Raw genomic sequence first — 20,702 nt, 5'->3', positions numbered from 1 at the left:
TTCGCCCAGCCCTTCATCGAGGCCACTTTCGTCAACGCCGCCGTCAGCGTCGTCTTCCCGTGGTCAATGTGCCCGATGGTCCCCACGTTCACATGCGGTTTCGACCGGTCGAACTTCTCTTTCCCCATGGCTGGTCTCCCGAAATATGTCGCCTACCTGAGTGGAGCCGATGACCGGATTCGAACCGGTGACCTCGTCCTTACCAAGGACGCGCTCTGCCGACTGAGCTACATCGGCAAGAAAAACCAACCTACCTCGTCCGCCTTCGCGCAACGCGCTTCGGCGGACATTCGCCGTAGCGCCCCTACAACGTCGCCCGGGCGCGGAGGCGAATGGAGCGGGAGACGGGGATCGAACCCGCGACCAACAGCTTGGAAGGCTGTAACTCTACCACTGAGTTACTCCCGCCTTCGTTCCGTTCCGGCCTGCGCTCTTCTTCGCGTCACTTCGGCGAGGCAAGCCCGCCTGCCTGCTCGCTGCGCAACCGCCCACCACCGTCTGTCGACCTGACTATCCAACGCGCTGGCCTGCCCAGCCGTAGCTCGCGAATCGTCCGCCTCCGCCTGCCTCATCTGCGACTGGGCGATGCCAGCCGAAGCTCACGCTACGGTCCTCCTTCGCCCTACGGGCTTCGGCGGACAGCCTTCACTCGCCGCGCGAGCGAAGGCTGGTGGGGAGGGGAGGATTCGAACCTCCGAAGGCGCATGGCCGACAGATTTACAGTCTGTTGCATTTGACCGCTCTGCAACCTCCCCGCATCCCGTGTTCTGCCCGGCCAGAATCACTCCCACGAACCGCGCCCGTCGGCGCGCACCACGGCGCGTAGAGGGTTTCTTTCCCCAGCCACCCCGAACAGTGGAGCTGGCGGAGGGATTTGAACCCCCGACCCGCTGATTACAAATCAGCCGCTCTACCGGACTGAGCTACGCCAGCCAGACGAAACTCCAAGCTTAGCAGGTTGCGTGCCACATCGCAACCAAACGAGGCCTTTATTACACCCGTTCCGCACGTGAGGCTAAAACGACACACTCATCACCCCGGGAGATCATCGTGCAGGGGTGCAACCAATCATTATAGTCACGAATCTGGTCTGGGCGCCAGGAAGACAGAGATCGGTTATTCCCCCGAGTGATGCGTCTCGACCGAGAGAGTCGAGCGACCGGCGCGTGGGGCGACGGGAGGCCGCGTCATTTCTGACGGTGGGTTGGGACCTGTTCGAACGGATTCAACAGAGAAACGCCCGCGCGCAGAAGATCCTTCACGTTGCGCGTGACCAGCACCAGGCCGTGCACCGCAGCGGTCGCCGCGAGCAGGCCATCAACCGCCGGAAGGGGGTCTGGCACGCTCAGCCTGCCCCATTCCTCCGCCACCGCCTGATCGATCGGCAGGATGCGGTCTCGATGGGCCTCGATAACCTCGTGCAGCCACCGCTCGAGCGGCGCGGCCGCATGTCGATCCCGACGCCGGATGCGCTCGATCCCCTTCCGGATCTCGCCCACCGTCAGGACGCTCATGTAGAGATCGCCCTCCACCAGTCCCGCAAACCAGTCGATCACGCGCCGGTCGGCTCGCACGCCTTTGCGGAGCTCGGAAATGACGTTGGTGTCGATCAGATAGCTCACAGCCTGGTCCTACGACCGAGGTCGCGCGGTCGTTGGAAGTCCGTGTCCTCGCCAACGTCCGGCATGTTCTGGAGCAGGTCCTTGAGGCCTCGTCGCATGGACGTGGCTCCAACGGCTTCGCGAAGGATGGCCCGGTGCTCTGCCTCGGCGGAGCGGCCGCCGCGGGCCGCCCGAAGCTTGAGTTCTCGGACGACGCCAGGGTCCACGTTGCGAACGATGAGTTGCGCCACGGTCACTCCTCCCTGATGATATCAACGATAGCATGGCCGCCGTGTCTGCGCCAGACCAACGGGTCCGGCGCCGATCGTTGTGCGGGCTGAAGGTGCGACGAAACTGAGTTGAGGGGTCAGCGTCGCTTCGATCGCTGCCGCACGGCCTCGAACAGCACGACCGCGGCGGCTACCGAGACGTTGAGGCTCGAGACGTGGCCCCGCATCGGGATGGAGACCAGGCGGTCGCACGACTCGCGCACGAGCCGGCGCAATCCCTGCCCCTCCGCACCCAGTACGATGGCGGTGGGAAGCGTCAGATCGATCTGGTCGTGCGTCTCGCTCGCGTCCGCGTCGAGACCAATGGTCCACACGCCAGCGTCCTTGAGCTCCCCTATCGCGCGGGAGATGTTGACGACCTCGGCGACCTTCACGTGCGCCACCGCACCGGCCGACGCTTTCGCGGCCGCGCCGTCCAGACGAGCGGCGTGGCGGGTCTGACGAATGATGCCGTCGGCGCCGGCGGCATCGACACTGCGAACGATGGCGCCCAGATTGTGCGGATCCTCGATGCCGTCGAGCACGACCAGCAGCGGCGCGCCCTTCGCCGACGCCACTAGTTCCTGCGGCGTGTACTGCTCTGCGTCACGCAGTTCGGCGACAACGCCCTGGTGCACGCCGCCTCGCGCCGCCCGATCGAGTTCAGCGGCCTCGGCCGACCGCACCGCAACGCCTGCCGATTCCGCCAACTGCCGGACGGCGCGCAGCCGTTCGCGATCAGACGACGACATGCGGACCGCAATGACGCGCCCGGCGCGTAGCGCTTCGAGGACAGGATTGAGACCGTAGATCAGCAAGGACGCCCCTTCATCGCCTCCGCAAGCTTCGCGGCGCGTTCCGCGCATCCCACAATGGGAGATAGACCACACGACGCGGACAACTCCGCTCCGCGGTCGATCGCCGGCACGGCCAGATCAAGCTCCGGCCCGCCAGCTTCGCCCGTCAGCGCCACGCGAATCGGGTGGAACAGATGCTTGCCCTTGTGGCCGGTCGCCTGCTTCACCCGCGCGGCCGCCGCGCGAAACGCCTCGCGGTCGAGCCGCCCGGCATCCGCCAGCTCCCGCGCCAGTTGGTCAATCACCTCTCGCGCGCCAGGCTCCCGCAGCACGTCGCCGACATCATCCCGCCCCAGCGCCTCGGCCGGATCGAAGACAAACAGGAACCGCAGCCGCTCCGGCATCTGATCGACCCGATCGACAGAGTCACTCGCCATCGGCACAACCGATTCGATGAACGCGCGGGCCTCAGGCGAATCGTTCAATAGATATCCCGCCGCACGGAAACTCGGCAGCGCAAGGTCAGTCAGCCGGCCCGGACTCGCCAGGCGCAGATAGTGGCGATTGACCCAGGCGAGCTTCTCCCGATCGAACACGGCGGCGCTGTGACCCACGGACTCGAGCGCGAATCGCCGCGCCAGTTCCCGGATGTCCAGCAGTTCATCACCCCCGCCAGGCGACCATCCGAGCAGCGCGAGGTAGTTCACCAGGGACTCGGGCAGGTAGCCACGCGCGCGGAATTCCGCGACCGACGTCGCGCCATGCCGTTTGGAAAGGGGCGCGTGATCCGGACCCAGCACGAGCGCCAGATGCGCGAACACCGGCGGCTGAAAGCCGAGCGCCTCGTACAGCAGCACCTGCCGTGGCGTGTTCGAGATGTGATCCTCGCCGCGGATGACGTGCGTGATCGCCATCAGCGCATCATCGATGACCACCGTGAAGTTGTACGCAGGATTGCCGTCGGACCGCACGAGGACGGGATCGCCGATCACGTCCGTGCTGAACCGAACCTCTCCTCGCACGACGTCCTGAAACGTCACGTCCCGGTTCTCAGGCACGCGGAGACGAATGACGGCCGACTCTCCGGCCGCCACCCTTTCGCTCGCCTGGTCCGGCGGCAGGTCGCGGCAACGTCCGACATATTTCGGCGGACGCCCCGCCTCCATCGCCGCGCGGCGATCGGCCTCGATCTGTTCAGTCGTACAGAAGCAGTGGTAGGCTGCCCCCTGCTCGATCAACGCTCGTGCGTACGACGCGTACAAGCCGAGCCGCTCCGATTGCCGGTAGGGCCCATGCGGACCGCCGACATCGGGGCCTTCGTCCCAGGTAAGCCCCATCCACCGCAAGTCTTCCAGAATCCCCGCCTCGGACTCGCGCGTCGATCGCTGGACGTCGGTGTCTTCGATGCGAAGTATGAACGTGCCTCCGCCGCCTCTGGCCAGCAGCCAGTTGAATAGTGCCGTGCGGGCATTCCCGACGTGAAGGAGCCCAGTGGGGCTCGGCGCAAATCGCAGGCGCATGTCCACTACGTCTCCTTGACCCGCTGTTCCACGAGCACGGCCACGGCATGGACGGCCATGGCCTCGCCTCGCCCGATCTCGCCGACACCCTCGTTGGTCTTGCCCTTCACGCTGACGCGGCTGACTTCCACGCCCAGCACTGTGGCGAGGCTCTCGCGAATCTCATCAATGTGCGGAGAGAGCCTGGGGTGTTCGGCGATCACGACGGCGTCGACGTTGCTGACCAGATAGCCGGCTCCGCGCGCCAGCGCCACGGCATGCGCCAGCATCGCGAGGCTCGACGCGCCTTTCCACTGGGGATCGGTGTCGGGGAAGTGACGGCCGATATCACCCATGGCCACCGCGCCAAGCACGGCGTCTGTCAGGGCGTGCGACAGCACGTCGGCGTCGGAATGCCCTGCCAGCCCACGCTCGGCGGGGATGGTCACACCGCCCAGAATCAGTAATCGCCCCTCGACGAGCCGATGCAGATCGTAGCCGGCGCCGATGCGGATACCGGCGACCGCTCCTCGACGCTCCGTCAGAGCACGTGCGACAGTCAGGTCGTCCATGGTCGTGATCTTGAGATTGGTGGCGTCACCCATCACCAGCCGTACCGGATACCCGGCCGCTTCGGCCAGCGCCGCCTCGTCGGTCGCGAGAACTCCTGCGCGGCCCGCGGCAATCGCCGCCCGCAAGACATCGGTGCGGAAGGCCTGCGGCGTCTGCGCCAGGTACACGCGGTCCCGCGGAATCGTCCGCTCCACCAACGGCCCCTGCGGTGGCGTCTCGCCCGAAGCCAGCTTGACGGTGTCGCTCGCAGGCAGGGCGGCCAGCGCCGCACCTGTCTCGACGGCGGCCGCAATCGTCCGCGAAATCAGATCGGCGCTCGCAAACGGACGGGCGGCGTCGTGGATCAGGATGATGTCGGCGCGCTCCTGCACGACGTCAAAACCGTTGGCCACGGAATCCTGCCGGCGCCGGCCGCCCTCGACGATGCGCACGGGCTTCCCGAGCGTCAGCAGATAGTTCGGCGGGCGGCCGACAAGGTCGGGTGGCAGCACCACCACGATCTCGGTCACCTCGGGATGCGCTGCCAGCAACTGCGCCGATCGCTGGAGCATCGGCTGCCCCGCGATCTCGATCAACTGCTTTGGGCGCCCGGCCCCGAGCCGCTCACCCCGTCCGCCTGCCGCAATGATTGCCGCGACGTACATGTCAGATCACCCACCGGCAGGTCTCGACGCCCCCCGCGAACGGCGCGTAGCGCGCCGAGGTCATGTCGAGTACACGCGTGATGTCGCAGGCGAACGCGCCGATCCGCAGGATCGACGCCAGATCCGGCGACACTGTCAATTCGATGGCCATGTTCCGATGTTCCGATCTTCCGCCACCACGCGTGCCTCAACCACCGATCGCACCTGCTCGGCAAGCGTGATGGCGGCGGGCATGTCGGAGTGCTCCGATCCCTCGGCGGTGCTGACGGGCGCGTGCACGGTCAGCATGACGTGGCCGGGCCGCACCGTCAGGAAGCCCTTTCGCATCACGAGCCGCGTGCCGGTGATCGACACCGGGACGATCGGCAGCCGGGCCTCCATGGCCAGCAGGAAGCTGCCGGCCTTGAACCGCCCGACGCGCCCATCGACGCTGCGCGTGCCCTCGGGAAAGATGATGAGCGATAACCCGTCGCCGATCAACTCGCGCCACCGCTTGAGAATGGCCGCCGTATCAGAGTGGCTCCTGTCGACGAGCAGATGCCCGGTGTGCCGGAGGTGCCAGCCGAAAAACGGGATCGACCCGAGCGACTGTTTGGCGATGATCCGCAGTTGAAAGGGCAGCGCCCAGAACACGACCGGAATGTCGTAGATGCTCTGGTGGTTCGACACGAAGACGTAGGTCGCGCCCGGCGTCAACTGTTCCAGCCCCCGCACCTCCACCTGAACGCCGGTGGTCACCAGGATCATCCGAGACCACCCTCGCGCGCACCGATGCGCGAACCGCCCGCTGCGATCGACGAAGCTTGAGAACAGCGACAGGGTCCCGAACACGATCGTGTAGACCGTGATCGCCGGGATCAGGACGACTACCGTCCGCCACCAGTGGAAAGAAGGCAAGGTCACTTGCCGTCTGGCCCTGCGGCAGGCGGCCCTGCTGGATGCGGCCCGTTCTTCGAACGGCGCGCGGCGTCGTCACGCTCCACGGTCTGCGCCGGCGGTCCGCCCGGGTCGATGAACCGGCCGAAGATCATCTTCCCCGCGGTCGTCTGCAGGACGCTGGTCACCACGATGTCGATGGTCTTCCCAATCAGCTTTCGCGCATTGTCCACCACCACCATCGTGCCGTCGTCGAGGTAGGCGACGCCCTGGCTGTACTCCTTGCCTTCCTTGAGGATGAAGACCTTCATCGACTCGCCTGGCAGCACGACGGGCTTGAGGGCGTTGGCCAGCTCATTGATGTTCAGGACCGCGACACCGCGTAGCTGCGCCACCTTGTTCAGATTGAAGTCGTTGGTGACGATCTTGCCCTGGAGCGACCGGGCCAGCTCGATCAGTTTGAGATCGACCTCCCGCACCTCAGGGAAATCAATGTCGGAGATCATGACTTCGGCGCCCGTCATCTTCTGGATCTTCTGAAGAATGTCGAGCCCGCGCCGGCCGCGGTTGCGGCGCATCGTGTCGCTGGAATCGGCGATCTGCTGGAGTTCCTTCAGCACGAACTGAGGGATGACCAGGGTCCCGTCGAGGAATCCGGTCTCGCAGACATCGGCGACGCGGCCATCGATGATGACGCTGGTATCGAGCACCTTATAGCGGCGCTGCGGGCCTGCCGCTCGGAACAGCGTAATCAGCCTCGTGGGCTCCAGCCACTCGCCGTGGCGGCCTCCGACCACGAGTCCGAGATACGTCATCGCCAGATACACGAAGCTGTGGAGAAACTCGATCCGGGTGTCGGTGGTGCCGAACCAGAAAAGGCCGGCGCCGAGGACGTTGGCGAAGACGAGGCCGATTGAGCCTCCAATCATGGCGCCCAGCAGGTGGGCGACGCTGACGACGCGCAGCCGCCATTCACAGAAGATTCCGACCAGCGCCAGCCCGGCGCCGCTTGCCACGTTGACCACGACGCCCGCGCCGGAGATCGGCTGAAATGTCCCCGCGGCACCGGCGACTCCGGCAAGGAAGAGGCGTTCCAGAAGCAGCCAGTAGCCAGCAGTCAGTGGCCGACAGCCGACGGCGGTGGCCCTCCGTTCCCACCCAACTATAGCGGCGGTTGAGAGTTCTGGCGGCAATTACTTGGGCAATTGCCGTCGCCGTTCTTCGAATGATTACACGAGCAAATGATCGAGCGCCTCTTGCACCGTCCTGACGCCGACCAGGTCGCACTCAATCCCGGCGAGGCCCGGGTCAGTCGGATCGACGTTGGCGGCCGGCATCACGCAGCGGCTGAATCCCATCAGGGCGGCTTCCCGCACGCGCCTGGACGCCTGGGTGACGGCCCGCACCTCTCCGGCCAGGCCGACTTCGCCGAACACGGCAATGCCGGCGCCGACGGCACGGTTTCTGGCACTCGAGGCGACCGCGGCCACGACCGCCAGATCCACCGCCGGCTCGTCGACACTCAATCCGCCCGCCAGGTTCGCGAACACATCGTCACCGCCCAACTGCAGCCCCGCGCGTTTCTCCAGAACCGCCAGCAGCAGCGAGAGCCGGTTCTGGTCGAGGCCCACGGCGGTGCGCTTGGCGTATCCGTACGAGCTCGTGCTGACCAGCGCCTGCACTTCCGCGAGGATCGGCCGCGATCCTTCGATACAGCAGAGCACGGCCGAACCGGGCGTGCCGCTCGGCCGCTCCGCCAGGAAGAGCGCGGAGGGGTTCGCCACGGGCCGAAGCCCCGCCGCCGTCATTTCGAACACGCCCATCTCGCTCACGGCTCCGAACCGGTTCTTTGCCGCTCTGACGATTCGGTGGGCGTGATGGCGCTCGCCTTCGAAGTACAGCACCGTATCGACAATGTGCTCGAGCGCCTTGGGACCGGCGAGACTGCCTTCCTTTGTGACGTGGCCGACCAGGAAAGTCGGCACGTTCTGAGCCTTGGCCGCGAACAGCAGCTGGGTCGCCGCCTCGCGAACCTGGCCGATACTGCCCGGCGCCGATTGCATGCGGAACGAGAACACGGTCTGGATCGAATCGACGATGACCAGCGCCGGCCGGATCCGCGCCATCTCCTCGAGCACGCGTTCGAGACCCGTTTCAGCCAGCAGGTACAAGGGGGCGTCGCCGACGCCGAGCCGCTCGCCCCGCGACTTGATCTGGTGTTCGGATTCCTCGCCCGAACTGTAGAGGACCGGCCCGGACGTGCGGGCCACGTACGAGGCGGTCTGAAGCAACAACGTCGACTTGCCGATGCCAGGCTCGCCGCCCAGCAACACCAGCGATCCGGGCACGATGCCGCCGCCAAGCACCCGATCGAACTCGTCGATGCCCGTGGTCATCCTGGGGAAGTTGGCGGTCTCGATCTCGGAGTACAGCCGCGCGGTGTTGCCGGCGGCCGACGAGAAGCGATTCGAGCCGGGAGCCGGGCCTTCAACGACCGGGCGTTCTTCCACGAACGAGTTCCAGGCGCCGCACTCCGGGCAGCGGCCCAGCCATTTCTGCGACTGCGATCCGCAGTCCTGGCACACGAAGACGGTCTTTGCTTGTTTCACGGGGCCCCCGTGCACGAGGAACAATCCCTCCGGGCGTAATCACTCCGGGAGTCATTATTGCGCCGGCCGGATTCGCATTTCAGAAATAATCACTCCGCGAGTGATCAATCAGGCGGGCGGCTTCCACTCGAGGTTCTCGAACCGCGTGTACTCGCGGATGAAGGCGAGTCTCACCGTACCGGTCGGGCCGTTGCGCTGCTTGGCCACGATGAGTTCGGCCACGCCCTGGTTCTCCTCCGTCGCCTCGTACATATCTTCCCGGTAGATCATAATGACGACGTCAGCATCCTGTTCGAGGGCGCCGGATTCCCGCAGGTCCGACAACTGAGGCCGCCTGTTCGGGCGGTTCTCCGGCGCGCGGCTCAACTGCGACAGCACGACCACCGGCACGTTGAGCTCCTTGGCCAGCCCTTTCAACCCTCTCGAGATCGACGCCAGCTCGGTGACCCGGTTCTCGAATCGGCCGCGGCCCTGCATCAGCTGGATGTAGTCGATGACGATGAGGTCGAGACCGTGTTCGGCTTTGAGGCGCCTCGCCTTCGCGCGCATCTCCAGGACGCCAATCGACGCGGTGTCGTCGATGTAGACCTGCGCCTGGGTCAGCGTCGACATGGCGTCGGTCAGCTTCGGCCAGTCGCGCTCGCCGAGGAACCCGGTCCGCAGGCGGTGGCCGTCAATCGCGGCTTCCGACGTGAGCATGCGCAGGAACAGCTGCTCTTTCGACATTTCGAGGCTGAAGAACCCGACCGTCATCGCCTTCTTGGTCCCGACGTACTGCGCGATATTGAGGACCAGGCTCGTCTTGCCCATGGCCGGCCTCGCGGCCACGATGATCAGGTCTGACGGCTGGAGCCCGGCCAGCATCTCGTCGAGTTCCTTGAAGCCGGTGGGCACGCCCGTGATGAGCTGCTTTCTCGCGTGAGCCTGTTCCACGGCCGCGAAGCCCGCATTTGCGAGGTCGCGCATGGGCACGAACCCGCCGTGGATGGATCCCTCGGCGATCTTGAAGATGTCGCGTTCCGCTTCGTCGATTACCGTCTCGGCGTCTTCTTCGGCCGCATACGCGGCGCCCAGGACCCGGTTGGCGGTATGAATCAGCTCGCGCAGCGTCGCCTTCTGCTTGACGATCCGCGCGTACTCCGCGACGTTGATCCCGTGCGGCAGGCCGTCGACCAGCGAACTGATGTACGCGGGCCCGCCCACCCGGTCGAGTTCGCCGGTTCGCCCCAGTTCGTCTTTCAGCGTGATGAAGTCGATGGCCTGACCGTGTTCCATCAGGCTGAGCATCTTCGCGAACATGCGCCGGTGCGCATCGCGGAAGAAGTCGACGTCCTTGATGTACTCGACCGCCTGGTGGATCGCTTCGGCGTTCAGCAGGATGGCACCCAGCACCGCGCGCTCGGCTTCGAGGTTATGCGGGAGCGGGCGGTCGGTGGTGGGGTCGTTCATGGGCGGGTTCCGGGAGAGAACCGTATCTGAACAAGCGGCCAGAACCCTGGAATCAGAAGCAAGAAGCAAGAACCCTTACTTCCTGCTCCTTGCTTCTTCTCCTGAGGGCGGCGCTACTCTTTGGCCGCTTCGAGCGCCGTGACCTTGACCCTCAACTGCGCCACGACGTCACGGTGGAGCTTGATCGGCACGGTGAACTCACCCAGTTGCTTGAGCGGTTCGTCCAGATCGATCTTGCGTTTGTCCACCTCGAACCCCTTGGCCATGAGGTCGTCGGCGATGTCGGCCGCGGTGACCGACCCGTAGAGCGTGTCGTTCTCGCCGACCCGTCGGGCGATGGCGATGTCGGCGTGCGCCAGGCGAACGGCGTAGGCTTCGGCGACCGACCGTTCGGCCAGTTCCTTCGCCTCGGCGAGCTTCCGCTGACGCTCCACGATCTTCACGTTCGCCGGGTTTGCCAGCAACGCGAGCTTGCGCGGCAGCAGGAAGTTGCGGGCGTAGCCGTCGGCGACCTTCACGACGTCGCCGCGGCGGCCCAGATTCTCGACGTGTTCACGAAGAATGATTTCCATGGCGACCCCTAATCCGTCACGTAGGGCAGCATGGCCAGCAGGCGCGCCCGTTTGATGGCAATCTGCAGCTTGCGTTGATGCATCGCACACACGCCGGAGATCCGGCGCGGGATGATCTTCGCGCGTTCGGGAATGAAGGGCTGCAGCATCTTCACGTCCTTGTAATCGATGTGATCGATCTTGTCCGTGCAGAACTTGCAGACCTTGCGGCGGCGGAACATCGAGCGGCGCGGGCCGCCCTTGTCGCCTCCGCGCGAAGCGCCACGGCCCTTGGGGCCGGACGAGTGTCGAGAGGATCCTCGTTCGTCAGCCATCGTTATACCTCCGCCCGGTCGTTCCCGTCGTCATCCGCGTCATCGCTGTTCCGGCGCCGTCCCTGACCGAGCGGCGGCAGCCCCTTGGCCACCCGCTCGTCGGCTTCGGCCTGGCGGCGGGCCCGGTTGCGCTCCGCGACCTTGAGATCTTCGTCCACCCGCACGAGCAGGTGCCGGATGACGCTGTCGGTGACCTTGAGCCGGCGGTCCAGTTCCTTCGTCAATTCGCCGGTGCCGTTGAACACTTCGAGCACGTAGGTGCCCTCGCGGTGCCTGCCGATGTGGTACGCCAGGCGCCGGCGTCCCCAGTTCTCGGTCTTCACCATCTCGCCCTGCAGCCGGGTGACGATCGACTCGACCTGCGTATGCAGATCGGTGACCGCCTGCTCGGTCGCGTCGGGCGACACGATGTAGATCAGTTCGTACAGTCGCTTCTGACTCATGCTGCTCCTTCTGGCCAGTGTCGGCCATCTCGCCATAGCCGCGAAGCGGCGAAGGCGGATGGCAAGGAGTTAGGGGGCGGAATCCTCCGCCCGGTTGAACCGATTCATGGCTGCCTTGATGCCCTCCGCGAGGAACGTGTCCACGGCGTCGGCAGCCCGGGCAATCGCGCGCTCGACTTCCTCTGTCTCATCCGGATCGAACCGCGCGAGCACGTGGTCCGCCAGATCGCGGCGCGGATCGCCGCGCCCCACTCCGACGCGCAGCCGCGGGAACAGGTCCGAACCCAGGCACGCGATGATCGAACGGAACCCGTTGTGCCCGCCCGCCGATCCGCTGCCGCGCAGGCGCAATCGCCCCAGCGGCAGGTTGACATCGTCGGCCACCGCGATGATGTCCGACGGGTCGATCTTGTAGAAGTGCGCCAACTCGCCCACGGCCTCGCCGCTCAGATTCATCATCGTGAGCGGCTTGACGAAGAACAGCGTCGCGGCACCCGTTCCGACGCGAGCCGTCAGTGCGTTGGCCCGGGCCTGCTCGAACGCCACTTCGCGCCGGCGCGCCAACTGGTCGGCGACCGCGAACCCGACGTTGTGCCGTGTCCCGTGGTAGCTTCGCCCCGGATTGCCAAGACCGACGATCAGCTTCACAGCAGGCGTGCGGCTCTTCGTTGCCGCGACTACTCCTTCTCTTCCTTAGCCTTCTCGACCTTGCCCTTCTTGATGACCTCGGGCTCGGCCGGAGTCGCAGGCGTCGCCGCCGCCGCCGCCACCACATCAGTCGGGGTCGGCTCGACCACCACGCGCGGCGAGATCACGTGGACGAGCATGATGTCGAGATCGCCGACCGCCGTCCACCTCGGATTCGTCGCCACGTCCCTCAGGCGAATGGCCTGGCCGAGCATCAGTTCGGTCACGTCAATCTCGATGTGCTCGGGAATGTCGGACGGCAGGCACTCGACCTGGACCTCGCGGTGCACGATGTCGAGCAGGCCGCCCTCCTGCTTGACGCCCTTCGGCTCGCCCTTGCAGATCACGGGCACCGTGACCGTCAGGAGCTTGTCCATGGCGATGCGGTAGAAATCCACGTGCAGCAGCTTGTGGGTGACCGGATCGAGCTGATATTCCCTGACGAGCACCCGCACGTCCTCGTCGCCGACCTTGAGCCCAATCAGCGTGTTCACGCCCGAATCGGAGTGCAGAATGCCGGACAGCGCCTTCGGGTCCACCGCGATCGACGTGGCCTGTCGCTTCCCCCCTGCCAACGTGCCGCCGTACAGTACGCCTGGGATGCGGCCGGTGACCCGCAGGCGACGCGCCTCATTCTTGCCGAACGATTCTCGCTTTACCGCTTCCAGTCTGGCTTCCATACCTTCAATCCTTGCTTCTCTCGCCGCGCGGGCCCACCCGGACGGCGGCCGGTCGACCTACACAAACAACGATGATACCGACGTCTCTTCATGGATGCTGCGGATGGCCTGGCCGAGCAGCCGGGCCACCGACAACGTCACGATCTTGTTGCACTTCGCCTTGTCGCCACCGATCGGGATCGTGTTGGTGACGACAAACTTCTCAATCGCCGACTGCTCGATTCGAGCTATCGCCGGCCCCGAAAACAGCCCGTGCACCGCGCACGCCCACACCCGTTCCGCGCCGTTGGCCATCAGGGCCTGCGCCGCGTTCTGCATCGTGCCGGCGGTATCGACGATGTCGTCCTGAATGAGGCACGTCCGGCCTTCCACATCGCCGACCACGTTCATCACTTCCGCGTGCCCGTCTTCAGGCGACCGGCGTTTGTCGATAATCGCCAGATCCGCACCGAGACGCTTGCCATACGCCCGGGCCCGTTCGGCGCCGCCCGCATCCGGGGACACGATGGTCAGGTTCTGAAACCCCTGCCGGGACAGGTGGTCGATGATCACCGGAGCGGCGAACAGGTGATCCACCGGAATGTCAAAGAACCCCTGGATCTGCGCCTTGTGCAGGTCCATCGTCAGCACGCGATTGGTCCCGGCCGCGCCGAGGATGTTCGCCACCAGCTTCGCCGAAATCGGCACGCGGGGCTTGTCTTTCCGGTCCTGCCGCGCGTAGCCGTAATACGGAATCACCGCCGTGATGCGCGCCGCCGACGAGCGGCGGAACGCGTCGATCATGACGAGCAGTTCCATGATGTGCTCGTCAACCGGCGGCGACGTCGGCTGCACCACGAAGACATCCGTGCCGCGGATGTTCTCGTCGATCTGGAACGACACTTCCGTGTCGGGGAACCGCCGCAGCTTGGCCTGGCCAACCGGAAGGCCAAGGAACTCGGCAATTTCCCGAGTGAGTTCAGGATGCGCACTGCCCGAAAAGAGTTTCATCTCGGCATGGCCTCTCGGCTTCGCGCTCCCTCGATCAACCAGGCTGGCTGGGGCGGAAGGATTCGAACCTTCGGATGCGGGATCCAAAGTCCCGTGCCTTACCAGCTTGGCGACGCCCCAACATCTCGACTCGCCCCGACCGTCGCCGACCACCGCATCCCACGCATCGGTCCCGCGCTTCCCGCCCGCGTCGGCTGACACCTGCCCGGCGTCAGAACTCGTGATCGCGATCGCGTGGCAAGGAATGAACCGCTAGGCGTGGCCGGAGCGGTGATGACGCAAACAAAAAGTGTATACGATTGGCGCCTGCTGGCACAAGGGCGAAGCGCGCCGGCCGCCTAACGCGCGACCTTCCGCGACCCTGACCGGCATGTTCGCCGGCCGACGGTCCTGGTGACCAGGGCGACCGCGCCAGTGCCGGCCAGAATCCGCGCCGCGCGACGCGCCTGGATGACCGTGTCGAACAAGCCGAACACCGCCGACCCGCTGCCCGTCATCGCGGCCGCCGCGGCGCCTGCCCTGAGCAGCGCGTCGCGGAGTCTGCCGATGTCGGGATGGCGGCGGGCGACGGGAGCCTCCAGGTCATTGGCGACGACCAGCGGGCGGCCAGGCCAGGCGGGAATCCCGGGCATACTCGCCTCGCGAGTCCGGCCCGGTCCGGCCTCGTCACGATCGAACCACCCGTAGGCGTCGACCGTCGACACGCCAAACGCGGGCAGTCCCAGCACAACCTGATACGGCGGCAGGTCCGGCAAGGGATAGAGATCGTCGCCCCGCGACAATCCCAGAGCGGATCCGCCGATCAGGAAGTACGGCACGTCCGCGCCGACCTGCGCCGCCGCCGCTGCGAGATCGACAGCACGATCGGCGGCCCAGGCGCGCGCGAGCGCCACCAGCGCCGCCGCGGCGTCGGCGCTTCCTCCACCGAGGCCGGCCTGCATGGGGATTTGTTTGGCTAGCACGATCTCCGCGCCCCGCACGGGCCCCTGATGTCCAAGTCGCTCCCAGAGCCTCTGCGCGGCGCGCCAGATCAGGTTGCGTCCGTCGGTGGGCACACCGGGATCATCACAGCGAATGCCGAAGGGGCCCGGACGCAGCCGGCACGTCAGGGTATCGTGCAGCGCCAGCGACTGAAAGACCGTCTCCAGGTCGTGGTACCCGTCATCGCGCGTGCCTCGCACGTGCAGCGTCAGGTTGATCTTGGCGTGCGCGCGAACACGGATGTCCGGAGGCATTGCCATCATCGACTCCCTCCGCCCGGCGTCCTGTCGGCCAGCGGTCCCATCTGGCGAAGTTCGTCGAGCGACATGGGCTGCGCGTCGGCCGGGACGACGAGCGTGAACGCGGCAGGATCAATCGCCACGTTGGCCTCGAACTGCGACACGCGGAACGTCAGGTCTGTGGTGGACGATTGAGACACCCGAACGCGGCCGGGGAATCCCCCCGTAAGTACGTCGTACGCGACCGTCCACGACGCGGTCCTCGGATCGCCCCCGCCGATGGTCCGGCCTCCGACGATCCGCCACTGCCGTTCTTCGTTGCGCATGAAGGCCTCGGCTCCACCCTGCAGAATCATCGTGACCCAGCCCGAGTCGAAGCGTCTCGCCTCGGTCGCCGCTATTTGGGGGTCGGACACGACGCATCCTGTCAGCACCGCCAGCAGGTCGTCGGCCTGCCACGGCATGCCCGTCAGCGCTTCGAGCACGTCGGCAACGGCTGCGTCTTTCACGACGCGCTTGTCCCGCGGGAACCACAAGGTCGCCCGGTGAGCCCGGGCCGCGAGGACGAAGACCGGCGCGCCAAACGGTGCCGGCGCCTCGAGCCGGAGCGATCCGGAGCGCTCGAATCCGGCCAGCACCCGTCCCCTGATCTTCCGGGACCCGACCCGACCCGACAGACCGATCTCGACCGTCAAGGTGCGGACACCCCGGCAGACGCTGGAGGCCTGCGCCAGGATCGGTGCCGCGTCAGATGCCGGCAGAAGCCGTGACGGCCCCTCCGGGGTGCGCACTGGCACCGAGGCGCACGCCGCTGTCAGCACGCTGAGGACCACGGCCACGACCCCGGCGCCCTTCACGGCGTCACTTCTTGCCGACCCTGGCTTGAGCATCGCGGATCTTGCGCTCGATTCCCGCGCGGTCGATCAGTTCACCGTCTCCCGACAGGGAGCGGCGCCACGCCTCTATCGCCTCGGCCGGGCGGCCCTTCGCGGCGAGCACATCGCCGAAATGATTCTGAACGACCGAGTCCGTCACGAGTTGCTCGGAGGCGGTCCGGAGGCTCGCTTCGGCCAGATCCAACTGGTGCAACTTGAAGTGAGCCCAACCCAAACTGTCGAGGTATGAGCCGTTGTACGGATCGAGCGTGACGGCTCTCTTGATCAACTCCAGCGCCTCTGGCACCCGCCGGCCCCGTTCGACCAGCGCGTAGCCGAGGGAGTTGAGCGCCGCCGCGTGGTTGGGGTCTGTGGCGAGGACCTGACGAAATACCCGTTCCGCTTCATCGAATCGCTTGAGGCGGTCGAGCACGGCTCCATACTGGAACTGGATGTTGAGATCGCTCGGGAATTTCACCTGGGCGGTTCTCAGCATCGCCGCGGCCTCTGTATCCCGGCCATCTGACGCGTAGAATTCCGATAACACCTGGACGCTCGCCGGGCCCGCGCCGGGCGCATCAGCCAGGAGGCGCAGCACGGCCACACCGGCGTCGAAGTTCCCCTGACCCCGCAACGCTTCCGCTTCCAATCGGGCCAGTCTGAGATCGTCGGGCCGGCCGGCGCGCAACTGGCGGAGCAGCGTGAGCGCGAGATCGTACTTCTTGGTCAGCACCAATCCCTGCGCGCGATACGCCAGAAGGACTCCGTCTCGAGGGTTCGTCTGGATCGCGCGATCGAACACGCCGACGGCATCGTCTCCCCGACCAAGCGAGAGATACGCAACCCCCAACTGCGTCAGCAGCAACGCGGCGTCTGCCTCGCGGCCCTTCTGTGGCGCGGCGACGATCGGTTCGAGCGTCTCGACGATCCTGGCGTACTGCCTGCGCGCCTGAAAGACCTGTGCGAGGGCATGCGCTCCTGACGTGCTGGTCGGGTTGAGGGCCAGGATCCGGCGGGCCGTGCCCTCGGCTCCGTCCAGATCGTCAAGGAGACGCTGGGCCTGCGCCAGCAGGTAGAGCGGCCAACTGGCATTCGGATCCGTCTTCGTCACGTCGAGCAGCAGATCGCGAGCCCGTGCCGTGCCCGGGGCGTTCGGCTCGTTCAGCAGCGCGGCCGCCCACTTGATCTTCAGCTCCGCATCACGCGGATTCTGTTCTGACGCACGCTCGTACGCCGATGCGGCCTCGGCGAAACGCTGTTGCTTGTCGTACGCATCCGCAAGCGCACCGTAGAAGGACGGCTCTTCTTCCACCGCATCCTTCAGCAACAGGATCGCCTCGCCCGGCTTTCCGGCCGCGGTGTACGTCTCTGCGAGCAGCGCGACACCCTGAGGAAGCCAGGGTTCGCCGGCCAGCAACTGCTTCAAGGTGCCGATGGCCTTCTCATAGTTCTGGCGCTGAAGGTACATGCGGCCCAGGGTCAAACGGACGCCAACCGCCATGTCAGACCGGGAGTCACCGAGCGCCAGTTCGAGATGGTCGACCGCGTGCTGCCAGGTCGACACATCCAGCGTGCCCGAGGCACTCCCCTGGCCGTGCTCGGCCAGATCCGCGTAGATCATACCGAGCAGCCGATGCGCGTCCCAGTTGTCGCCATCGAGCTTCAAGGCCGCATCGGCCAGCTCAATCGCTTCCTTCGCCTGTCCCTGTCTGGCATAAACCTCCGCCAATTCGGACGCAATCTGGGACGAGGCGGGATCCATGGCCATCGCCAGACGCAGGGCCTTGATCGCCCCTTCGGCGTCGCCCTCCAGCGCGAGCCGGCGCCCCATCATGAACTGGTAGTACGCGTCGGCAATGGAGTCATCGGCTTTGGCCGGGCTGGCGCCTGCCGGCTTGGCCGGCGCCTGCGTGGCAGACTCAGAAGGCAGCGGCAGAAGGCCCTGCGGCCGGACGAGTGCGGTGGGCTGGGCCACGCCAAGAGCGACGCTCACGATCAGATGGATCACGGATCGATTCTTTCACACTCCCCGCGTCCGATGGGAGTCATCTTGCAGGATGATGCGGGTTTCTCGCCCCCCCCGGCACCCATCGCTCAGGGCTGGTCTGCTATAGTGGCACGAGCTTACGGAGGAACATCCCGATGCCCGTCAACCCGGAATTGCTGGAGATTTTGGTGTGCCCCGCCTGCAAGACGTCGCCGGTGGTCCCGGTCAACGAGGGCGCGGGTCTCAAGTGCCAGGCCTGCGGGAGAGTGTATCCCGTCAGGGACGACATCCCGGTCATGCTGATTGACGAGGCCACGATCGAGGCCCCGTCCAGCCGGTCGTGAGGCCGCGATCTGAAGATCCTGCTGATTCGCCTGCGCCTGATCGGGGACGTCGTGTTGACGACGCCGGCGGTGAGGGCGCTGCGCCGGGCGTATCCGGAAGCCAGGCTCACCTACCTCGTCGAGCCGCAGGCCGCGCCTGTCGTGGAGGCCAACCCACACCTGGATGCGGTCGTCGTGGCTCCCCTGCTCTCGGGACTTAGGCGGTGGCGCACTGACGCCGCGCTCGGACTGCGCCTGCGGCGCGAGCGGTTCGATCTGGTCATCGATTTCCACGGCGGCCCCAGGAGTTCATGGCTGGCGCTCGCCACCGGCGCACCGGTGAGGGTCGGCTACGCGGTCAAGGGCCGCGGGTGGATGTACACGCAGCAGGTGGCGCGCCCCCGCGGACACCACGAGCGGCATTCGGTGCGCAACCAGTGGGATCTGCTCGAATCCGTGGTGCCCGGCGTGCCGCCGCCGACGCCGGCATCAGACCCGGTGGAGATGCCGGAGCAGGCGGCCGCCTCTGCGCGACTCGAGGCGAAGCTGCGGGAGCTGGGGATCAGTCTTGATGCCGAACTGGTGGTCGTCCACGTGGGGGCGGGCAACGAGTTCCGGCGCTGGCCAGAACAGTCGTTTGCCGAACTCGTGGCGGCGCTGTCCACGCTGTGGCCGAATCGGCGTATCATCCTCACGACCGGCGCCGCGCAGGCCGCGCGGGCTGAGACAGTCAGACGTCTGGCGTCGAGTCTCGGAGCCGGCGTCGACGGGCCGACGGTCGCGTGCAATTTCGATCTGGCCGAGGTGCGGAGCCTCTTCGGCCGGGCGGCCCTGTTTGTCGGCGGCGACAGCGGCCCGGCGCACATCGCCGCGGCGACCACGATCCCGATGGTGGTCATCTACGGGCCGACCACCGCATCGGTCTGGGGCCCCTGGCGGGACCCGGAGCTGGTCACCGAGATTGTGGACGTGGGCCCGCTGCCCTGCCGCCCGTGCGACCAGCGCCGCTGCGAGCCGGGCGACTTCCGTTGCCTGCGCGGGATCAGCCCGGCGGCTGTGGTGGCAGCCGCCGAACGTGCGCTGGGGCGAGAGCGGACGCGGAGAGTGTCGAGTCTGATCCTATGAAGCGTGTGCGTCTTGAACAGGTGGCGGTCTGGTCGTTCTACGGGTTCGTGGGAGCGCTCCAGTGGTCGATTTTTGCGGCGGAGGTGCTGGCCGCGGCGATGGCGATCTGCTGGATCGCGATGCTCGTCAAGGGCCGCGCCCGCATCGATGCGCCGCGGTTCTTCTGGCCGTTGGTCGCCTACGCCGTACTGACGCTGGTGTCGGCGGTGTTTTCGGTCGATCCGGCTACCAGCATCGAGGACTGCAAGCAGTTGCTGTTGTTCGCGGTCGTCCCGGCCACGTATGAAATCGCCCGCGCCGGCCGCGCGCGCACGGCGATCACGATTGCCATCACGCTCGGGGCGGCCAGCGCCGCGTACGGCGTCATGCAGTTCGGCCTCCTCCATTTTGACAGCCTCGGCCAGCGCCCGCACGGAACGATGGGCCACTACATGCAGTATTCGGGGCTGCTGATGATGGTGACGACCGCGGCCGCCGCCCGTGTCCTGTTCGACACGCGCGACCGCACGTGGCCGGCGGTCGTGCTGCCGGCGTTGATGGTCGCGCTGGCGCTGACCTTTACGCGCAGCGCCTGGGTGGGCACCGGCGTGGCGCTGGCGCTGCTGTTCCTGATCAAGGACGTTCGCCTGGTCGGCGTGCTGCCCGTCCTGCTGATCGTCTTCTTCACGCTGGCGCCGCTCCAGGTGAAGGAACGCATGTACTCGATGTTCGACATGAAGGATCCGACCAACCGGGACCGCATTGCCATGCTGCGCGAGGGCGCCGGCATGGTGGCCGCCAACCCGCTGACCGGGATGGGCCCGAACATGGTGGAACGGGTGTACGTCCGCTTCAGGGATCCCGAGGCTGTCGAACGCATCAATCCGCACCTGCACAACGTGCCGATGCAGATCGCGGCCGAGCGCGGCCTGCTCGCACTCGGCGCCTGGCTCTGGTTCGTCGGCAGCGCCGCCGCCGGCCTCGTCGCGCTGATGCGCCGCAGCCGCTCCAAGGTCCTCCCCGCCACGGGGCTTGGCACCATCGCCGCAATGCTTGGCGCCGGCATGTTCGAACATAACTTCGGCGCGTCGATCTTCCTGATGTTCTTTCTCGTACTGTTGACCCTGCCGTTCGCCGCCGAGCGGCCGCGATCGTCGGCATCCGCCGATTCGCCGGAACACTAGCCGGAG

The 20,702-nt window shown here is 66.4% G+C and carries 23 protein-coding genes and 5 tRNA genes; 3 read left to right on the top strand and 25 right to left on the bottom strand.

Annotated features, from left to right (window positions below; genetic code table 11):
• The 25 genes from NTV05_00615 to NTV05_00495 all read right to left on the bottom strand — a co-directional run.
• The coding region (locus NTV05_00615) for a GTP-binding protein (GenBank protein MCX6542896.1) at positions 1 to 128 on the bottom strand (128 nt) is incomplete at its 3' end.
• A 33-nt stretch (positions 129 to 161) separates the two neighbouring features.
• Positions 162 to 237 (bottom strand) — tRNA-Thr (locus NTV05_00610).
• A gap of 96 nt (positions 238 to 333) precedes the next feature.
• Positions 334 to 408, bottom strand: a tRNA-Gly gene (locus tag NTV05_00605).
• 260 nt (positions 409 to 668) lie between these two features.
• Positions 669 to 755, bottom strand: a tRNA-Tyr gene (locus NTV05_00600).
• A 101-nt stretch (positions 756 to 856) separates the two neighbouring features.
• Positions 857 to 933 (bottom strand) — tRNA-Thr (locus tag NTV05_00595).
• Positions 934 to 1,187: 254 nt separating this feature from the next.
• Positions 1,188 to 1,622 (bottom strand): type II toxin-antitoxin system VapC family toxin, encoded by a 435-nt coding sequence (locus NTV05_00590; GenBank protein MCX6542895.1) that lies wholly within the window; start codon positions 1,620 to 1,622, stop codon positions 1,188 to 1,190.
• The gene (locus tag NTV05_00585) at positions 1,619 to 1,852 is read right to left on the bottom strand and encodes a DNA-binding protein (GenBank protein MCX6542894.1); all 234 of its coding nucleotides are present in this window, start codon (positions 1,850 to 1,852) and stop codon (positions 1,619 to 1,621) included. Before NTV05_00585 ends, NTV05_00590 begins: the two co-directional genes overlap by 4 nt.
• A 116-nt stretch (positions 1,853 to 1,968) precedes the next feature.
• Positions 1,969 to 2,688: a 23S rRNA (guanosine(2251)-2'-O)-methyltransferase RlmB gene (gene rlmB / locus NTV05_00580; GenBank protein MCX6542893.1), complete on the bottom strand. Its 720-nt coding sequence runs from the start codon at positions 2,686 to 2,688 to the stop codon at positions 1,969 to 1,971.
• Positions 2,682 to 4,187, bottom strand: coding sequence for a glutamate--tRNA ligase (gltX, locus tag NTV05_00575; GenBank protein MCX6542892.1), 1,506 nt, complete (start codon positions 4,185 to 4,187; stop codon positions 2,682 to 2,684). Before gltX ends, rlmB begins: the two co-directional genes overlap by 7 nt.
• Before the next feature lie 5 nt (positions 4,188 to 4,192).
• On the bottom strand, positions 4,193 to 5,383 hold the full coding sequence (gene ispD / locus NTV05_00570; GenBank protein MCX6542891.1) for a 2-C-methyl-D-erythritol 4-phosphate cytidylyltransferase: 1,191 nt from the start codon (positions 5,381 to 5,383) through the stop codon (positions 4,193 to 4,195).
• A 1-nt stretch (position 5,384) separates the two neighbouring features.
• Entirely contained in the window at positions 5,385 to 5,534 is a 150-nt protein-coding gene (locus NTV05_00565; protein MCX6542890.1) for a hypothetical protein, read from the bottom strand.
• Complete coding sequence (locus NTV05_00560; protein ID MCX6542889.1) at positions 5,519 to 6,286, bottom strand: lysophospholipid acyltransferase family protein; 768 nt, start codon at positions 6,284 to 6,286, stop codon at positions 5,519 to 5,521. Before NTV05_00560 ends, NTV05_00565 begins: the two co-directional genes overlap by 16 nt.
• Positions 6,283 to 7,302 (bottom strand): PIN domain nuclease, encoded by a 1,020-nt coding sequence (locus NTV05_00555; GenBank protein ID MCX6542888.1) that lies wholly within the window; start codon positions 7,300 to 7,302, stop codon positions 6,283 to 6,285. Before NTV05_00555 ends, NTV05_00560 begins: the two co-directional genes overlap by 4 nt.
• Positions 7,303 to 7,488: 186 nt before the next feature.
• Positions 7,489 to 8,868, bottom strand: coding sequence for a DNA repair protein RadA (gene radA / locus NTV05_00550; GenBank protein ID MCX6542887.1), 1,380 nt, complete (start codon positions 8,866 to 8,868; stop codon positions 7,489 to 7,491).
• Between the two features lie 108 nt (positions 8,869 to 8,976).
• The gene (gene dnaB / locus NTV05_00545; GenBank protein MCX6542886.1) at positions 8,977 to 10,317 is read right to left on the bottom strand and encodes a replicative DNA helicase; all 1,341 of its coding nucleotides are present in this window, start codon (positions 10,315 to 10,317) and stop codon (positions 8,977 to 8,979) included.
• A gap of 113 nt (positions 10,318 to 10,430) precedes the next feature.
• The gene (gene rplI, locus NTV05_00540; GenBank protein ID MCX6542885.1) at positions 10,431 to 10,889 is read right to left on the bottom strand and encodes a 50S ribosomal protein L9; all 459 of its coding nucleotides are present in this window, start codon (positions 10,887 to 10,889) and stop codon (positions 10,431 to 10,433) included.
• An 8-nt stretch (positions 10,890 to 10,897) separates the two neighbouring features.
• Positions 10,898 to 11,203 (bottom strand): 30S ribosomal protein S18, encoded by a 306-nt coding sequence (gene rpsR, locus NTV05_00535; GenBank protein MCX6542884.1) that lies wholly within the window; start codon positions 11,201 to 11,203, stop codon positions 10,898 to 10,900.
• Between the two features lie 2 nt (positions 11,204 to 11,205).
• Positions 11,206 to 11,646 carry a 30S ribosomal protein S6 gene (gene rpsF / locus NTV05_00530; protein ID MCX6542883.1) on the bottom strand — a complete coding sequence of 147 codons (441 nt, stop codon included), beginning with the start codon at positions 11,644 to 11,646 and terminating at the stop codon, positions 11,206 to 11,208.
• Between the two features lie 69 nt (positions 11,647 to 11,715).
• Positions 11,716 to 12,294, bottom strand: a complete 579-nt coding sequence (gene pth, locus NTV05_00525) for an aminoacyl-tRNA hydrolase (protein MCX6542882.1) — start codon at positions 12,292 to 12,294, stop codon at positions 11,716 to 11,718.
• 29 nt (positions 12,295 to 12,323) lie between these two features.
• Positions 12,324 to 13,013 (bottom strand): 50S ribosomal protein L25, encoded by a 690-nt coding sequence (locus tag NTV05_00520; protein MCX6542881.1) that lies wholly within the window; start codon positions 13,011 to 13,013, stop codon positions 12,324 to 12,326.
• 57 nt (positions 13,014 to 13,070) lie between these two features.
• A complete protein-coding gene (locus NTV05_00515) occupies positions 13,071 to 14,003 on the bottom strand; it encodes a ribose-phosphate pyrophosphokinase (protein ID MCX6542880.1) in 933 nt (310 codons plus the stop codon).
• A 44-nt stretch (positions 14,004 to 14,047) separates the two neighbouring features.
• A tRNA-Gln gene (locus NTV05_00510) sits at positions 14,048 to 14,123 on the bottom strand.
• Between the two features lie 218 nt (positions 14,124 to 14,341).
• Positions 14,342 to 15,247, bottom strand: a complete 906-nt coding sequence (gene ispE, locus NTV05_00505; GenBank protein ID MCX6542879.1) for a 4-(cytidine 5'-diphospho)-2-C-methyl-D-erythritol kinase — start codon at positions 15,245 to 15,247, stop codon at positions 14,342 to 14,344.
• Positions 15,244 to 16,080 (bottom strand): hypothetical protein, encoded by an 837-nt coding sequence (locus NTV05_00500; protein MCX6542878.1) that lies wholly within the window; start codon positions 16,078 to 16,080, stop codon positions 15,244 to 15,246. Before NTV05_00500 ends, ispE begins: the two co-directional genes overlap by 4 nt.
• A 4-nt stretch (positions 16,081 to 16,084) precedes the next feature.
• Positions 16,085 to 18,106, bottom strand: a complete 2,022-nt coding sequence (locus NTV05_00495; protein ID MCX6542877.1) for a tetratricopeptide repeat protein — start codon at positions 18,104 to 18,106, stop codon at positions 16,085 to 16,087.
• 134 nt (positions 18,107 to 18,240) lie between these two features.
• Between NTV05_00495 and NTV05_00490 the strand changes: the two genes are divergently transcribed.
• From NTV05_00490 to NTV05_00480, 3 genes are read left to right on the top strand one after another with little or no spacing between them, the layout of a single operon-like run.
• Complete coding sequence (locus NTV05_00490) at positions 18,241 to 18,429, top strand: Trm112 family protein (GenBank protein ID MCX6542876.1); 189 nt, start codon at positions 18,241 to 18,243, stop codon at positions 18,427 to 18,429.
• 54 nt (positions 18,430 to 18,483) lie between these two features.
• The gene (locus tag NTV05_00485; protein MCX6542875.1) at positions 18,484 to 19,533 is read left to right on the top strand and encodes a glycosyltransferase family 9 protein; all 1,050 of its coding nucleotides are present in this window, start codon (positions 18,484 to 18,486) and stop codon (positions 19,531 to 19,533) included.
• Positions 19,530 to 20,696 (top strand): O-antigen ligase family protein, encoded by a 1,167-nt coding sequence (locus NTV05_00480; GenBank protein MCX6542874.1) that lies wholly within the window; start codon positions 19,530 to 19,532, stop codon positions 20,694 to 20,696. Before NTV05_00485 ends, NTV05_00480 begins: the two co-directional genes overlap by 4 nt.
• Positions 20,697 to 20,702: the final 6 nt, after the last annotated feature.

Source organism: Acidobacteriota bacterium, assembly GCA_026393755.1.
In the GTDB taxonomy this organism is placed as follows: domain Bacteria; phylum Acidobacteriota; class Vicinamibacteria; order Vicinamibacterales; family JAKQTR01; genus JBAXOX01.
The sequence above is the reverse complement of the archived record's forward strand: the minus strand, read 5'-3'. Positions and strand labels throughout refer to the sequence as shown.

Excerpts from the sequence above, each read along its gene's own strand:
- gltX (MCX6542892.1), bottom strand. The coding sequence starts at position 4,187 with ATGCGCCTGCGATTTGCGCCGAGCCCCACTGGGCTCCTTCACGTCGGG.
- ispD (MCX6542891.1), bottom strand. The coding sequence starts at position 5,383 with ATGTACGTCGCGGCAATCATTGCGGCAGGCGGACGGGGTGAGCGGCTC.
- NTV05_00565 (MCX6542890.1), bottom strand. The coding sequence starts at position 5,534 with ATGGCCATCGAATTGACAGTGTCGCCGGATCTGGCGTCGATCCTGCGG.
- dnaB (MCX6542886.1), bottom strand. The coding sequence starts at position 10,317 with ATGAACGACCCCACCACCGACCGCCCGCTCCCGCATAACCTCGAAGCC.
- rplI (MCX6542885.1), bottom strand. The coding sequence starts at position 10,889 with ATGGAAATCATTCTTCGTGAACACGTCGAGAATCTGGGCCGCCGCGGC.
- rpsR (MCX6542884.1), bottom strand. The coding sequence starts at position 11,203 with ATGGCTGACGAACGAGGATCCTCTCGACACTCGTCCGGCCCCAAGGGC.
- rpsF (MCX6542883.1), bottom strand. The coding sequence starts at position 11,646 with ATGAGTCAGAAGCGACTGTACGAACTGATCTACATCGTGTCGCCCGAC.
- NTV05_00520 (MCX6542881.1), bottom strand. The coding sequence starts at position 13,013 with ATGGAAGCCAGACTGGAAGCGGTAAAGCGAGAATCGTTCGGCAAGAAT.
- NTV05_00515 (MCX6542880.1), bottom strand. The coding sequence starts at position 14,003 with ATGAAACTCTTTTCGGGCAGTGCGCATCCTGAACTCACTCGGGAAATT.
- ispE (MCX6542879.1), bottom strand. The coding sequence starts at position 15,247 with ATGATGGCAATGCCTCCGGACATCCGTGTTCGCGCGCACGCCAAGATC.
- NTV05_00490 (MCX6542876.1), top strand. The coding sequence starts at position 18,241 with ATGCCCGTCAACCCGGAATTGCTGGAGATTTTGGTGTGCCCCGCCTGC.
- NTV05_00480 (MCX6542874.1), top strand. The coding sequence starts at position 19,530 with ATGAAGCGTGTGCGTCTTGAACAGGTGGCGGTCTGGTCGTTCTACGGG.